14 protein-coding genes are annotated in these 16,239 nt (G+C 27.7%); 11 read left to right on the top strand and 3 right to left on the bottom strand.

The genetic code is table 11. The features are described from left to right. The first annotated feature begins 144 nt into the window (after positions 1–144). From ACJDTP_RS26270 to ACJDTP_RS26260, 3 genes are all read left to right on the top strand, one after another. Positions 145–1,224: an NADH:flavin oxidoreductase gene (locus tag ACJDTP_RS26270; protein ID WP_406762870.1), complete on the top strand. Its 1,080-nt coding sequence runs from the start codon at positions 145–147 to the stop codon at positions 1,222–1,224. Between the two features lie 157 nt (positions 1,225–1,381). After that, positions 1,382–1,834, top strand: coding sequence for a MarR family winged helix-turn-helix transcriptional regulator (locus ACJDTP_RS26265; protein WP_406762869.1), 453 nt, complete (start codon positions 1,382–1,384; stop codon positions 1,832–1,834). 544 nt (positions 1,835–2,378) lie between these two features. Next, a complete protein-coding gene (locus tag ACJDTP_RS26260; protein ID WP_406762868.1) occupies positions 2,379–3,809 on the top strand; it encodes an MFS transporter in 1,431 nt (476 codons plus the stop codon). A 675-nt stretch (positions 3,810–4,484) separates the two neighbouring features. Here the strand turns inward: ACJDTP_RS26260 and ACJDTP_RS26255 are convergent. After that, complete coding sequence (locus ACJDTP_RS26255; protein WP_078115741.1) at positions 4,485–5,057, bottom strand: 3D domain-containing protein; 573 nt, start codon at positions 5,055–5,057, stop codon at positions 4,485–4,487. 550 nt (positions 5,058–5,607) lie between these two features. On the opposite strand from ACJDTP_RS26255, the gene ACJDTP_RS26250 reads away from it, so the two are divergent. Both ACJDTP_RS26250 and ACJDTP_RS26245 read left to right on the top strand, forming a co-directional pair. Further along, the gene (locus tag ACJDTP_RS26250) at positions 5,608–6,630 is read left to right on the top strand and encodes a 5'-3' exonuclease (protein WP_406762867.1); all 1,023 of its coding nucleotides are present in this window, start codon (positions 5,608–5,610) and stop codon (positions 6,628–6,630) included. A 152-nt stretch (positions 6,631–6,782) separates the two neighbouring features. Further along, complete coding sequence (locus tag ACJDTP_RS26245; RefSeq protein ID WP_078115739.1) at positions 6,783–7,145, top strand: VOC family protein; 363 nt, start codon at positions 6,783–6,785, stop codon at positions 7,143–7,145. A 118-nt stretch (positions 7,146–7,263) separates the two neighbouring features. Here ACJDTP_RS26245 and ACJDTP_RS26240 read toward each other — a convergent pair whose 3' ends face one another. Then, positions 7,264–7,599, bottom strand: a complete 336-nt coding sequence (locus tag ACJDTP_RS26240) for a rubredoxin-like domain-containing protein (RefSeq protein ID WP_077839689.1) — start codon at positions 7,597–7,599, stop codon at positions 7,264–7,266. Between the two features lie 224 nt (positions 7,600–7,823). On the opposite strand from ACJDTP_RS26240, the gene ACJDTP_RS26235 reads away from it, so the two are divergent. From ACJDTP_RS26235 to ACJDTP_RS26225, 3 genes are all read left to right on the top strand, one after another. Then, positions 7,824–8,912 (top strand): hypothetical protein, encoded by a 1,089-nt coding sequence (locus ACJDTP_RS26235; RefSeq protein ID WP_406762866.1) that lies wholly within the window; start codon positions 7,824–7,826, stop codon positions 8,910–8,912. Positions 8,913–9,461: 549 nt separating this feature from the next. Then, positions 9,462–12,725: a response regulator gene (locus tag ACJDTP_RS26230; RefSeq protein ID WP_406762865.1), complete on the top strand. Its 3,264-nt coding sequence runs from the start codon at positions 9,462–9,464 to the stop codon at positions 12,723–12,725. Positions 12,726–13,223: 498 nt separating this feature from the next. Continuing rightward, positions 13,224–13,925: a hypothetical protein gene (locus ACJDTP_RS26225; protein WP_406762864.1), complete on the top strand. Its 702-nt coding sequence runs from the start codon at positions 13,224–13,226 to the stop codon at positions 13,923–13,925. A gap of 99 nt (positions 13,926–14,024) precedes the next feature. On the opposite strand, the gene ACJDTP_RS26220 is transcribed toward ACJDTP_RS26225, so the two are convergent. Next, a complete protein-coding gene (locus ACJDTP_RS26220) occupies positions 14,025–14,363 on the bottom strand; it encodes a helix-turn-helix domain-containing protein (protein WP_012058388.1) in 339 nt (112 codons plus the stop codon). A gap of 499 nt (positions 14,364–14,862) precedes the next feature. On the opposite strand from ACJDTP_RS26220, the gene ACJDTP_RS26215 reads away from it, so the two are divergent. From ACJDTP_RS26215 to ACJDTP_RS26205, 3 genes are all read left to right on the top strand, one after another. Continuing rightward, a complete protein-coding gene (locus ACJDTP_RS26215; RefSeq protein WP_017212648.1) occupies positions 14,863–15,015 on the top strand; it encodes an aspartyl-phosphate phosphatase Spo0E family protein in 153 nt (50 codons plus the stop codon). Between the two features lie 474 nt (positions 15,016–15,489). Next, positions 15,490–15,696 carry a hypothetical protein gene (locus ACJDTP_RS26210; protein ID WP_012058389.1) on the top strand — a complete coding sequence of 69 codons (207 nt, stop codon included), beginning with the start codon at positions 15,490–15,492 and terminating at the stop codon, positions 15,694–15,696. 46 nt (positions 15,697–15,742) lie between these two features. After that, complete coding sequence (locus ACJDTP_RS26205; RefSeq protein WP_077839686.1) at positions 15,743–15,967, top strand: hypothetical protein; 225 nt, start codon at positions 15,743–15,745, stop codon at positions 15,965–15,967. The last annotated feature ends 272 nt before the right edge of the window (positions 15,968–16,239 follow it).

The following is a 16,239-nucleotide window of genomic DNA, read 5'->3' as shown; positions in this document are numbered from 1 at the left end:
AGTTTGTACAGAAATCGGAGTTTGGTTCATTGTATTTTATGGGATTTCTTTTTAATTACTTGTAAAGTGGTGTTTTATTAAATAAATAAAAAATTTTAACAAAATATATGTATATGCATATATTTAGAATGGAGTTGATTAATTATGAAATCACTATTCGATCAAACGCAAGTTGGTCCACTTAAATTAAAGAACAGATTTATAAGATCTGCAACATATGAAGGAATGGCAGAGGAAAAAGGAAATATAAATGATGAACTATTTAAAGTTTACGAAGATTTAGCTAAAGGAGGTGTAGGAACTATAATCACTGGAATAACGGCTGTGACTGATTTAGAGGAATTTATTCCAGGCCAAATGGGAATTTATAATGATTCATTTATTGATAATCATAAAAAAATTATTGAGGTAACTCATAAGTACAATGCTAATATAATATTGCAACTTGGAGCAGCAGGAACACAAACCATAAGAAATGAAGAAAAGGTGATTTTAGGCCCAAGTAATATAACAGATTTGGGATATAAAAATACCCCTAAAGAAATGACTTTAGAAGAAATTGTTTCAATTCAGATAGATTTTGCCAATGCAGCACTTAGAGCACAAAAAGCAGGTTATGATGGTATTCAGATACATGCAGCTCATGGATATTTACTCAGTAAGTTCTTAACGCCTTATTATAACAGAAGAACAGATGAGTATGGTGGTAATATTGAGAATAGATCTAGAATGCTTATAGAAACGTATAAAAAAATACGTGATAAAGTAGGAAAAAATTATCCTGTTTTAATTAAAATAAATTGCGAAGATTTTATGGATCAAGGTATGACTTTCGAAGAATGTAAATATGTATGCAAAAAACTTGAAGAGCTTGGCGTAGATGCTGTTGAAATTAGTGGGGGGAGTTTATCTTCACGCCCAAATGAGAGCTATTCAAGAAAAATAGTGAAAGGACAAGCTCCTTACTATACATTTTATGCTGAAAGGATAAAGGAAGAAGTTAATATTCCAGTTATTTCTGTAGGCGGAATACGTGACATTTCAGCTCTAACAAAAATTCTTAATGAAAGCTCCATTGATTATTTTGCATTGTCCAGACCATTAATATGTGAAAGTAATCTTATTAAACGTTGGAGCGAGGGGAATACTGAGCCATCAAAATGTATATCATGCGGTAAGTGTTCAGGATTTGGCAAAACAATCTGTGTTTTTAATAGGAAATAATATCTTAAACTTAAAAATTAATGATATCATGAGATAAAAATAATATATTCTTCAATAAAGCTGGTTTTTTGAAATCTGCTTGTGAGTATATTGACAATAAGAATTGCTATAGATTACTATATGTATATTCAGAGGTTTTGACGGAGGTAATTTATTTATGTCTAATTTAGATGATTTAAAGAAAATTGGAAGTTGTGTTTGTAGAAATTTGCGTATGACAACAAGGGTCACTACTCAGCATTTTGATCAAGTTTTTCAAGCGGTTGGATTAACAGCGCCACAGTTTTCATTATTAGCAGACATAGCATCTCGTGAAAATGTTGCTGTAAGTGAGTTGGCAGAGGCTTTGCTAATGGATCAGACAACAGTAACTCGCAATATTGAAATTTTAAGAAAAAAGGGATATGTAGATGTGCGAACAGATGATAATGATTCAAGAAGAAAGTGCATTTCAATAAGTGATGTCGGAATTAAGAAGCTCGATGAGGCAATTCCTGTATGGAATGAAGTACAATCGCCAATAGAGAAGGAGATAGGCGCTGAGAAATTTGAAGAATTCTTAAAAACGTTAGCGCAAATACAAAATTTTATTAATAACTCTTCCAAATAAAGTACCTAAGTAATGATTTAATTCATATTCATGACTTAGTTGTAACCATATATTATTTTACGTATTATCATTTATAGAAATAGTTTGTTTAATGATAAAAAGTCATTTAATATAAAAGTAATAGATTTATAGATATAGTTGAAAACAAGTAATAGTAACCTAAATCTATTATTGATAAACTATATTATTTTAAAATATATGTATATACATGTTAAAGTTAAAATTTAGGTTGAGGATAGTATTTGGGATGTATATTAATGAGGGAAATGAGAAAGTAAGAGAGAGGGCGGAGCTGGCAGTTAAAAAACTTAATATAAAAAAACTAAAGAGTAACAGTAAGAGAGTAAATTAATGTAATTTTATTAAGCTGGATTATTCCTATAAATAATGTCTATTTTATAGCTTCTGTATAATATATAAATATAACATATTCTAAAGAATATACTTAGTAAAGTTTTTGTATTTCATTGAGTATATTAGAAACTCTCAGAATTATAATAAAGTATATTTATAACAGAATTAATGAAAAGGGATGATTTTAATAATGGAAATATACAATAAAAATGTATATAAGAATAGATGGATAATATTGGCTGTTGTGGTTTTACTTCCATTTATGGGGACCCTTGATAGTACAATAGTTAATGTAGCACTTCCTGTTATGGTGAATATATTTTCAGTAACGATGTCTTCCATTCAGTTAATCGTAATCTGCTATCTTATAACAATAGTTAGTACAATATTACTGTTTGGAAGGCTCGGTGACATAAAAGGAAAATCTATAGTATTTAATTTAGGTTTATTGGTATTTACCATAGGTTCTTTATTTTGTGCGTTATCAAAAAATTTTACGTACCTATTATTTTTTAGAATAGTTCAGGCGATAGGAGCATCGGCAGCTATGGCAAACAACCAAGGGATAATAACGCAAGTATTTCCAGCAAATGAAAGGGGGAGAGCTCTTGGAATATCGGGAACATTTCTAGCTCTTGGCACAATGATTGGTCCGCCATTGGGAGGTATTTTAATTTCTTACTTAAGTTGGCATTATATATTTCTAATAAATATTCCAGTGGGAATAATTGGAACAGCAATTGGTTTTAAAGTATTGCCTCGTAAGTCAAATGAAAAGAAAGAAGACATTGATTTTATTGGTGCAATAATTTTTGGTATAAGTGTCGTATTATTATTTTATTCTCTTATAAATGGACAAACTGTTGGCTACGATAATAACATGATTAGAATTAGCTTTATTGCAGCTATCATTCTATTTATAATATTCATACGAATAGAAGGAAAATTAAAATATCCACTTCTAGATTTATCATTATTTAGAAATTCACTTTTTACGGTTGGAATATTATGCACATTCATATGTTATGCATCAATTAACAGTAATAATATTGTACAGCCTTTTTACCTCGAAAATGTTTTAAAAATGACTCCAAGCTTTGCGGGAATGATAATGATGATCTCTCCTGTATTAATAACGGTTATTTCTCCTTTTAGTGGTTATTTATCAGATAAAATAGGGTCAGAATTTCTAACATTTTTAGGCTTGATACTAATAGGAATTGGAATGGGTTTAATGGCAACTTTAAATGAAAACTCCAATATATACCAATTAATTATATATATAGTCTTTATTGCAATTGGAAATGGATTGTTTTTACCTCCTAATAATTCCTTAGTTATGTCTTCAGCATCTAGTGATAAATTGGGTATCGCAGGAAGTATAAACGCTTTTGTAAGAAATTTAGGACAATCATCTGGTGTTGCTATGGCTACAATGCTTTTATATTCATTTATGAGTATGAAAATGGGAGAGAAAGTACTTGGATATATAGAGGGTAGAGATGATGTCTTTATGTATGGAATGAGGTATGTATATGTTTGCTCAGCCATCATTTGTTTTGTTGGAGTAATAGTGACTTATATAAGATTAAGAAAGAAAAAGTTAAACAGAAAAATATGATTTCTTAAGTGCTGATTGGTGTGCTAGATAAAGATAATTTTTTTGAGTCTGATTATTATGAAAAAAGTCGAAAACAAAACTTTATATTTATGAATTGTATTGGTATATAGATACCATACCAGAAAGTAAAAACATTTTTATGCAGCAGGCATTGAAAATGAGCTGTTAAAAGCTCTTAATTGTAGGTTGTTCCGTTAACGCTTGTCACAATGAAATTGGGAGCAAGCATTAATGGTGCAACCTGCAATTTAGAACTCTCAGCGAAATTTTCATAGTCATGTGAAATAACAATGTTTTTACTTTCGGAGATTATTGCATAAGCATAAGTTGTATATTGTTTATCTATATAGATAACAAAATCATAAACTATACTTAGACTATGAAATATCTTCCAACCAGAAATGAGTACTATACTTTTGTGGAATGTTTCATTGGTAATTTTGATGGATGTGATTCTTTGGCTATGAGTTGTTCCAAATGTGCTAGTTCAAAGCTTGTTCTTTGAGGCTAGCACTTTGGGTGCAACTTTATAGCCTTAGAATCACCCATCAGAATTACCTAGAAACTGGAACAAAAGTATAGTACTCATTTCGGTGAGGTATGCGCATAAGTATAGATTATAGTTGGCTTATCTATACATTACTAGGATTTAAAGGTTGTGGTTACCAATGTAATTTATTTAACTATATAACCTCGAACTCTTTGTACTCCGTAGCTATTCACCCTTCGAAGGTAGTCATGATCGTTTTCACCAGGTTCTCGTTGTACAAATACATCTAATCTATTATCTACTCCAAAATACTTATCTGAACCTTTATCATTAACAGTAACTTGTCCATAACCATCCAAATATATTTGGGTATTTAGAGGTATTACGTTATTTGCAACACCTCCTGGAGTTAATGGCTTATTTTGACAAGTTACTGGACCAGCACTACTATTTTCTGAATCAAGAGATGTATAAAAAGTTAATATAAAATCTCTCCATTCAGGTGTAACACTCTTTTCTTGTTCTTTTTCTTCAGCTTCCTTCTTTTTAATCAATTCTCTTTGCTCAATTTTTTCATTATTTATTTCATCTATAGAATTTTCCTTAAATTCTGTTTTTTCATTATGTGTTATTTCTATATTATTATCTTCTACAACATCTGTTGCTAAAGCGTTAAATGGTGTTATTGTGCTTACATCATATGTATCAAGTATTAAAATAATGCTTAATAAGCACACTAGCCTCTTTACTCTTAGCATTTGTCCACTCCCCTTTGTTGGTGCTTTTTAATGAGACATAATAGGCTCTAATAAATTATAACATAAATGTAAAATATTTACAAAAGACAAAAGGTATTTATAGATATGTACATTTGAGATAACTTATTGAGAGTAAAAGGAAAACAATCAAAATATTAATTGTGGTTTTTAGAAGAAATAACAAAAATGCAATATTTCAGCTAGCAATATATGAATTTTAAGAGAAAGTAAGCAATTATATAATAAGGAATCTAATAAATAACAGTAAAGAAAAATTGTAAATTAATAATTTATAGATAAATTAATTGATGTGTTTGTAATGTTTAACAAATATATGCAATGATGTTTAATATAGTATTAAAATATGGTAATATAGATATGTAATTATGTATAAGCCTTTATAGCAATAATATGGAACTAAAAAATGCAGTCATTAGTTTGGCTGTATTTTTTATGCAAATTAATAGTGGTATAATAATTATGGTTAGTCGTTTTAATATAAAAAGGTATTAATCAGAATAAACTTAAGAAAAGCTAGGAGTTTTTATTTATGCATGACAATTTATTATTAATAGACGGTTCATCTCTTTTATCTTGCTGTTTTTTTGGTAATCTTCCAAGAGAATATAGATTTGCTAAAACTGATGAAGAGAAGGATAAATATATTGAAAAATTACGTCAGTCACCTAAAGGCGAGTTTACTAATGGTGTCTTTACAATGATGGCATCAATGCTTAAAATGATTAAAAATCAAAATCCCACTCATATTGCTGTGGCTTGGGATTTAACTAAAGAATTTACCTTTAGAAAAAAAATATATTCAGAGTATAAAGGTACTAGAAAGAATATGAGAAGTGAGCTGGGAAGCCAGTTTGCATTAGCTCAAAAAGTTCTAAAAGAAATGAATGTTCCAGAGTTTGTGTTTAAAGAGTATGAAGCAGATGATATAATAGGTACCTTGGCAAAGAAATTTGGAAGATCTATGAGAGTTAGCATTTGGACTAAAGATCAAGATTGTCTTCAACTTGTTGATGATAATGTAAGGGTATGGCTTATAACTTCAAAGTGTACCGATATGTACGAAAGTCTTGGAATAAATATTAAAGAACTTAATATACCTAGCGGAGTTTTTGAATTTACTACACAGTATGTGAATCATTTTTATGGTGTGGATCCTATCCAAATTATTGATAGAAAAGCTATAGAAGGCGATGCTTCTGACAATATTCCGGGAATAAATGGAGTTGGAGAAAAGTCTGTTATACCATTACTTCAAGAATTTGAAACAGTGGAAGGTATATATGATTTTATAGAAAATTCACCTGAAAAAGAAATAAAAAAAATGTTCAAAGATCTTGGTATATTACGTTCCCCGTTAGCAAAGTTAGTTGAGGAATCAAATGAAAAAATAGTCGGGAAAAAAGCAGCTTTGCTTTGCAAACAATTGGCCACTATAAAGTGTGATATAGAAGAACTTAATAATATAACAATAGATCAATTGAAACTTCAAATAGATGAAGAGGGAATGAAAAACATGTTTACTGAACTTGGATTTACAAATTTGCTAAATTAATGGGTAATATATTTCTAGTGATTAAATATATGGGAAACATACTTTAATACATAAGTAATAAAAAAGCTATTTATAGATAAGTTGATAAATGTTAAAATAAATGCAAAATATAACATTCATACATAAGTGATATATATTAGGAGGAATAAGTTATGAAATTTTGTTGGAGTACTTTAAAAGTTAAAAATTTAGAAGAATCATTGAAGTTTTATCATGAGATTGTTGGTCTTAAGACTAATAAAAGATTTAATGCAGGACCTGGAAGGGAAATTGCATTTTTAGGAGATGGAGAAACTAAAATAGAACTAATATGTGATGAGGAAGTAAAAGAAGTAAGTTATGGGGAGCATATTTCTCTTGGATTTGAAGTTGACTGCATGGATGAGAAAATAAACTTTATTAAGGAAAAAGGAATAGAAATTCATAGTGGACCATTTCAGCCAAATCCTAATACTAAGTTTTTTTATGTTTTAGATCCTAATGGATTGAAGATTCAATTTGTAGAAAATAAATAATCACAAAGCTGTTGGAATTCTAGATAGATATTTAATAAAGCTGAAAATCCTTCAAATCTGAGGATTTTCAGCTTTTTAAACAATAGTTTAATTAACAGAAAATTTTAGTTTTAATATTTTACCATTTTCCTTTGCTCATATGCGCTGCTAATTCTGCTTTTGATATTTGCTTAATAGTCCAAGCACTATTTTTAGCTTTTTCAAAAGCTGTTACACAAGTAGGATCTAAATTTAAGTCTATTCCTTCTCTAGAAAGTTTGAAAATTTTATCAGCTAAGTTAATGATCTCTAAATGAATGTCATTAGTTCTATCAGAGTGATAGATTTTATCAGCTTCTTCACTAGTTAATTCGACAAATTTTTCTCTAGGAACTCCACATTTTGGACACTTCTCTGGAGCTTCTACTCCTTCACATATAAATCCGCACACACTACATTTAAATAATTTCTTCATAATTATTCCTCCCTTTAATCATACCATTAGATTATTAAAACATATACTAAGTAAATGTTCTCAATGTTATTAATTTGACATAATTGGTTAAAATCCTCCTAAAATTGAAAAAAAACTTAAAAATATTTTTCTTTAAAATATAGATTGACGTACATAATTTGAGTATGTAAAATTAGGATAAATAAAGAATGCAATCCATAATAGTAAGGAAATGAGGTGTTTGAATGAAGGAGGATTTATTATATTCTGAAAATAAAAAAGATAATAGAATATCATTATTAGATATATTTACAAAAAACACTATTAAATTTAAAAATTTAATTAAATATAAATTTAAAAAATCTGAAAAAGCAGAGAAGCTAACATTAGAATCTGCAAAAAAACAGTTTGAAGAGCTTAAAGCTAAGAAAGAAGAATTGGAAAAGTATGAAAATGAATTTCTTGAGTATGATGATCAATTAAAAGAAATGGATTATTGTCTAATAAAATCTAATGATTTAAACTCTGTAATCAGCTGTAAAAAAGAGAGTCTATCTCGAAGGTTCTTTAAATATGAGAATCTGAATATTGATAGTAAAGCAATAAATGCATTAATGTTTTTTGGGAAAGAAAGTATTATTCAGATAGAAGAAACTATAGGCCAGTTAAATAAGGAAGAAATCTCAATAGAAAAAACATATAAGTTAAGTAAATTTAGGATTAAGAATATATGTGATTTATATATAAGTTATGAAGAAAATAAATATGTAATAAAAAATATAGAACCTTTAGACAAGGAAATATATGGAACATTGAATGAGATCACAAACAAATATGAAGAGTATCACTTACAAAATAAAGAAATAAGAGATAAATTTATTAAAGCTTTTTCTGATGCCAAGTATGAACTAAATATTGCTAGCCCATGGATGAATAACTATGTGGTTAATAATAATTTAATAAATATGATGGAGAATTTACTTTCAAGAGGCGGAGCTATCAAAATTATATATGGTATAGAAGAAAATAGCTCTATTTATCACATTAAAAAGGATAGTAATAATAGAAGTAAGAATAGAAATAGCGATATGATAGCTGAAAGACTAAAGGATAGATTTAAATATTATGGAGGGAATTTTAAAATAAAAAAGGTGAATTCCCATAATAAGCTTTTAATCTGCGATGAGCAATATTATATGGAGACAAGTTTTAATTTATTATCTTTCTCGGGAGAATATGACGAGAATTCTAAGGACATTAGAGATGAGGGGGCAACTTGTAGCACTAATATAGAGGTTATAAAAGATTTGAGAAATAGATACTTTAGTTTTTAGTAGACAATTAGTAAAATAAATAATAATCGATGCTTAAATTAAATATAAATCATTAAAATTAAAACGGGATGTGTTGAAATTAGAAAATATACATATCTCGTTTTATTCTTTTATAAAAACTTATTGATACTTAGAATTAAATATCAAAATTTAATTGGCATTAATAACATATTGGTTAAATAATATATGCGCTGAGATAGAAAAGGTGTACAAATTTGATGTAGAGTATTAAATTATACTTATTCATATAGTTATGATTTATTAATCGTTATCCTGTGGGAATTATAAGAATAAATTAAACCAAAAATCCAACCTTGCTTAAATTCAATGTTACCTATTTCGTCAAAAAAATACATAAGTTTTTAAGGTTATTTATTTAAAAGATGGCAATAAATTAATAAAATAAACTTTTACAATGAAAAATAATGAAATATTAAAAATATTGTATAAATATTAGCGCGATGATATAATAAGATTCAAAGAATAATTTATATAAGTTTTCATTTATTTCCATTAAAATTCTGCATATTTATGTAAGATATTGGGGCGGTGATATTTATAATTAATAGAATTAGAAATACAGTGATAGGAAGAAAGGGTTCATTAAGGCTTTTAATTAGTGTATTGTTTATTACACTTATGGCTGCAACTGTTGGTATTATAACCTGTATTATATTTAATAATTGGAAAAGTTCGGTGAATAATACTATTGTGAAGGTTGAAGACGATTCCAATCAGGATGTTTTTAGCGAAATACAATCGATATTTAGCATACCTCTATATAACAATGAGGTTAACCACACTTTGATTGAAAACAAAGTTATAGACATGCATAACAAAGATCAGAGAGATGCTTTTTTTGCAGGAATAGTTAAATATAGTAGCGATGAGATTTATAGTTTTAGTTTTGGCACAGAAGATGGTGAATACTATGGTGCTAGAAAAGATGGAAATGACGAGATAGAAATATATAGAAGTACACCTGAAACAAAAGGTCATTCTTTATATTATAATGTAGATGAAAATTTAAAACAAGGGGATTTGGTTAATGACTATGGTGATTTCGATCCTAGAACAAGAGATTGGTATATAAGCGCTAAAGAAAATGGAAAACCGGTATTTTCTTCCGTTTATAAACATTTTACAAAAGATGATTTGGCTTTGTCAGCGTCATATCCTATTTATAATAAAGATGGGAGTATTCAAGGGGTAATGGGAACACATATAGTTCTTTCTACTCTTAATGAATCTTTGGAAAAAATCGCTAATGAGAATTCGGCTTCAATATATATAGTTGAAAAGAGTTCTGGATTTCTAGTTGCGAATTCGTTAAACAAAACTAATTTTGAAATACTTTCTGATGGAAATATTAATAGAACTTTGGTTAAGAATATTACGGATAAATCAATTAATGATGCATATGAAAACTATATTAATACCTCTAGTACAAACTTTATTTCGGAAGTTAATAATGAGAATTACCATACTAAAATATTTGAGTATAATAAAGATGGTTTAGATTGGCTTATAATAACATCTATTCCAGAGGCTGTTTTTACAAAAGAAATAAGGAACAATATTAATATAGCTATAGAACTTACTCTGATTGCTCTTATTATAGCTGTTATTATTCATATGAAGAGTACTAAAATCATATTAAAACCAATAAATCATTTGATAGAGATATCTGATAAATTTTCTAAGGGTAATTTATCAGAGAGGGCCAAGGTTTTTAGAAATGATGAAATAGGAAGTTTGTCTAAGGCTTTTAATAGCATGGCAGAAGAACTATGTTCGTTTATAAACAATCTTGAAAAAAAAGTTAAAGAAAGGACAAATGAACTGATTATTGCAAAAGAAGCAGCTGAACAAGCTAATATGGCAAAAAGTCAATTCTTAGCTAATATGAGTCATGAAATAAGAACTCCTCTTAATGGAATTGTTGGATTTTTAAGTATCTTAGAAAAAACTGACCTAGATAGTACTCAGCAAGATTATGTTGGAACAATTCAAACTTCTTCTGAAACATTGCTTGTAGTTATAAATGATATACTTGATATTTCTAAAATTGAAGCAGGGAGAATGGAAATAGAGAAAGTCGCTTTTGATATTCGTTCTGTAATTGAAAGCACTATATTTCTTTATGATGCAAAAGCAAGAGAGAAGGGGCTTGAACTTAATATGCTTATAAATTCGGCCATACCAAGTTGTTTAATAGGAGATCCTACTAAAATTAGACAAATTATAAGCAATTTAGTTAGCAATGCAGTCAAATTTACACACAATGGAGAAGTATTTATAGAAGTTTCAGTTATAAAAGAAATGAACACTGAAGTACAGCTTTATTTTGAAATAAGAGATACAGGAATTGGTATGGATGAGAAAGAGATAAGTAAGCTTTTTAAACCATTTAGCCAGGCTGATTCTTCATCAACTAGAAAATATGGAGGGACTGGGTTAGGTCTTGCGATATGTAAAAAATTAGTTGAGATGATGGGTGGTACTATAAGTGTAAAAAGTGTAAAAAATAAAGGGACGACCTTTTGTTTTAATTTAGTACTAGATAAATCAGAACAATCGGTAATTCAAATTCTTCCTGATTATTCTATATTTAAAGGTAAACGAATATTAGTTATTGATGATTATGAGATGAATCGTTATATAGCAAAAGTTTATCTTGAAGAGGTTGGGTGTATGATTGATGAGGCGGAAAGTTTAAAGTCGGCATTAAATATGCTTATAAATAATCGGAAAGCATACGACGTTATTTTGATTGATTATCAAATGAAGGAGATAACTGGTTTTGAACTTGTTGAAATAATGAAGGAAAGAGGCTTAATAAATGATATTCCTTTGATACTATTAACTTCAGTTACAGCAAATTCTGAAGCAAGGATAGCGAAGGAAAATAAATTTTCGGGATATATTTCAAAACCTTATAAAAGAGGTGATTTACTTGATTGTGTTGCAATGGTGATTAAAGGAGATGGCTATAAAATATATAATGATGATGTTTTTATAACAAAGCAAAATGTTGATGAAGCTAAATATAATAAAAAGATAAAAATCCTTTTAGTAGAAGACAATGATATAAACATAAAATTTTTTGTTAATAGTTTAAAATTAAATGGTTTGACTTGTGATATTGCTATTGATGGGGCAAAAGCGTTAAAAGCATGTGAGAACAAGGAATACGATATAATTTTTATGGATTGTCAGATGCCTGTTATGGATGGTTATGAAGCAACAAGAAAAATTCGTTTGTTAGGAAGTTATAAAAATATTCCTATAATAGCTATGACTGCTTATTCTATGAAAGATGATGAAAGTAAGTGCTTGGAAGCAGGAATGATCGATTACTTAAGCAAACCTTTTACTGTTGATCAAGTTATGGAAATGTTAGAAAAGCATGTGAAAAATATTCATAATGATGATATGAACATTTTGAGTAATTTAAGTGACGGTGGTTTTGAGATGAATCAAGGTGATTATTTTAATGAAATAGTAAAAAGTCTTATAGAGGAATCAGGATTTGACGAGCGTTTTTGCACAGAACTGCTTGAAGAATTTTGTGGGCAATCAAAGAAAATTCTGAGCCAAATTAAAGAATGTGTAGATCGAAATGATTTAAATGAATCATATAAACTTCTACATAAACTAAAAGGGTCAGCAGGTACTGTAAGAGTTAATGATATAGCTGAATTTGCTTTACAAGCCGAAAATGCTGCAAAAAATGATGATAAAGATTTATTAATGGAAGCGGTCCACAGCATGGAAAAAACGCTAAAAAAACTTGTAATGGAAAATGAATGAGAAATAAATAAAAAAGGTGATAGAAGAATTGAAAAAACTATTAGTAATTTGTTTTAATTTAGCTGATGTTTCTATTAAGAGATACTTAATCAGTATGAATGTCGCTTATGAATAATATTTTAGATAAAATTGATTTTTTAAATAATTTAGCTATATGTAATTTTGATTAATTACATATAGCTGTTTTTTTGTAAAGGGATTTATTCTTCGCAATTAACATGTTAATTTAGGTTTAATAACAACTCGTAAATTTTGAAACTAATCCCTAAAAAGCTAATTGAATTAAAAAATGAACTATTTGTGAAAAAAATATTGCAAGTGCCCTATAATAATAGTAGTATTAAATAAAGGTATTGTATATAAAAAAAGTATTAAGAGGTCTAATGTGGAAAAAGAAGTATATAGCTAAAATTAGACAATATATCTATCAATTAAGAAAAATAAATGTTAAAAATTTCAAAAGGTATAAAAATATTTAAGTTATTATAGGGTGGGGGAATGAGAGAAATGTGTAATGAATGTTATTTAAGAAACCGTGTAGAAAAATGGAGACAGAGATTAGATACTATGATTATTAAAAAGAAAGGCAATTTTTTGGATGATGAGATAATTGCTTTGAATCAATATGTTGGTGATTTGATAGCTGAGTGCATAGATTGTAATGCTTTTAAGTTTTATAAAGTTGGCAGAAGAAATACTGTTGTAGATAACAAGCAACGAGATGTGTATTATTATGGGGACTACAATTTGTTTATTAATTTGTATAATTATATAGAAGAAGGTATAAGAAATAGTGAAAAAGTTCATATTTCTATTCAGAAAAATCTCTACAAGAAATTAAAAAATTTACTTATAATTAATGGAATTTCTATTGAAAAGGTGCAATTTATATGTATAGAAGACATGAAGAAAATTATTCGTAATAAGAGTAATTCAATTAGTTTTAGTGAAGAAATAAAAATGAGTGAAAATAATGGATATGAGAAAAATAGATGGATAATTCAATCTTCTTTGCAAAAATATTTTTTACAGCAGGAAGATTATTGGAATCGATATAATGAAAAGTTTAATTCAAGTATTCTTTGCGTACATGATGCTTCTCTATATATACATAAAAATGCTCATTTAGAATTAGGACGTGAATTGTTAAATAAATATCAATATCATTCTAAAAAAGAAAATTATCAAGTGGGGATTTAAAATTTATATTTTGAGAGTGTTTAACATAGTACAAAAAAGTAGGCAGTTAATTCTAACTGTCTACTTTTTGCGCATAGAAGTATAAAAATATACGTTTGATTAATATTTTACGGATGGAAGGATAGCGGTAAGAATCTCTTTTAGTACATATAAATCTTTCTCATGAGCATGATTTATTATATCTATCAAGTCATCTTTATTAACATTAAGGGCTCTTTCGCCGTAAACTAAAAAGTCCAAAGAAATATGTAGAGTTGAAGCAATCTTAATTGTAGTCGGAAGCGACGGGTGACGTTGCCCCAATTCAATCTGGCTTAAATAAGTTGGAGATATACTAACCAATTCTGAAAACTTTTCTCTAGTTAAGCCGTTGCGTTCTCTTTCAGCTTTTATACGTTTTCCAATATCTATATAATTAATATTATTCAAGTTTATCATTCCTTTTTTTATATAACTTTATATTTTAAAGGCAAATAACAAAAAAAGCTATTTGAGTTCGTTTATGAAAATTAAAAGATATAAGTTTCTCACAAAAATACTATTAAGCGCATTAACTAAAAATATATGCTTTTTAAAGAAATTAAAAGAATAAAGGAATATTTAACTTGGGAAATTCTAATTGAAGCAGAAAATCTAAATGATGTTGTCCCAATTTAAGTTGATCTTAATAAGCTGATTTATCAGCTTATTTAAAAATAATCTTTAGTTATTCCGTTAGGTTTTCTTTTAGTTTTTCATAATTTTTTAATATCTGTGAAATCAATATTATTTAATTTATCTCTCTTTTTATATAACTGTACATTCTTAAGCAATATAACAAAAGTAGCTATTTGAATTAATTTATGAACTATTTGCAAAAAAATGTTGCCAGAGAATTATAAAAATAGTACTATTAAGTTAGGGTATAAAATCAATAAAATGCTATTAGGAGGGTATTATGGAAGAATTGGAAGTAAAAATAGAATCTGTTAGAGAGTATCTAAACAAACTAGTTGGTGAAGGAGATATTTGTAGAAATGATGAGATAATTTGCATTAGCATTAAATTGAATCACCTTATTAATCAGTACTACATAAGCAAAAAATACTAGTTTACATAAAAAGATTTTTAGTAGAATTAAGCTTTGAACTAATTAATATTAAATTATAAATTTAATATGTTTTTATACCTTGAATTTTTTATTAAACTTATTTATTAAATTTAATTTATATATTTAGATAATTCTAATCCAATATAAGGATAAATGTCAATATATGAGGGAGATTAACTTTTTATACTATGTTCTTATATTTATTTTTACATATGGTTATATATTAGAGGAGAATTGTTAATTTCTCAATTAGGAAATGTTAAAAGTGGGTTGGTGATTTTGCGAAAGATAATATATCCACAGAAATGGATATGTAATACTAAAAAGATGAAAAAATAAAACATGTAGTAAGATAGCGATTTAAGTAAAAATGTACTAAGAAAGAAAGGGGAATGGTTAAAAAAAGAAGGCGCTTATACAAATTTTAAGAAATTTACGATTGAGAAAAAAAGAGGGGTTATGGGAGGCATAAAGATGAAAAGTACATACGCAAGAGATATTGTTCAATTACTAGAGAAAACTAACTATAATGAAGTGATGGTCATTAGAAGTAAATTATCAGATGAAGATATTGAAGTTATAAATTTTTTTGCTGATCAATATCAAAAGAATGTCATGTTTGCTTCAATGCATGAAGCTTTATTTAATGAAAATGATAATCCGTTAGTTTTAAAATATTAGATTTATTTTGGTTGAAAAAAGAATATTTATAAGAGGGTGTAAAATTATGTGGGGAATTTTAAAACAAGACAAAAAAGAGTTAAGAAAAAATTTGAATTGTAGAATTTGTCCTTCGATTTATGAGGAAATTGATGGAATAAATGAGAGTATAGTAAAAGATATTAATCAAGTAAACATTACAGATGAGAAAATCATATTTGATATGATGAATAGGCGTAATATGCGTAAATATAATCATAAGCATGATGTTAAATTGTATTTGTTAGTTTGATTTGATAATCTTATATTAAAAATTTAGAGGGGATAATTCTATTCAACATTAGATGGGTATTAATATATTGAGGGTAGCATATGAGAAATGGTATTTATATATGAATAATATATTGCTTGCGGTGAAAATATAGTGTGATTGATGAAGATTATTATGTTTTTTGGAAATTAAATAAAAAGTATAGCTAGGTATGAAATAAAATGTACCCTATAGAGTAGACACTATAAAAAAAGTCTACCCTATAGGGTTTTTCTATTTATAATAAGATTATA

Origin of the sequence: Candidatus Clostridium helianthi, assembly GCF_045310795.1 — a bacterium.
GTDB lineage: Bacteria > Bacillota > Clostridia > Clostridiales > Clostridiaceae > Clostridium > Clostridium helianthi.
This window is presented reverse-complemented; position numbering and strand designations above follow the sequence as displayed.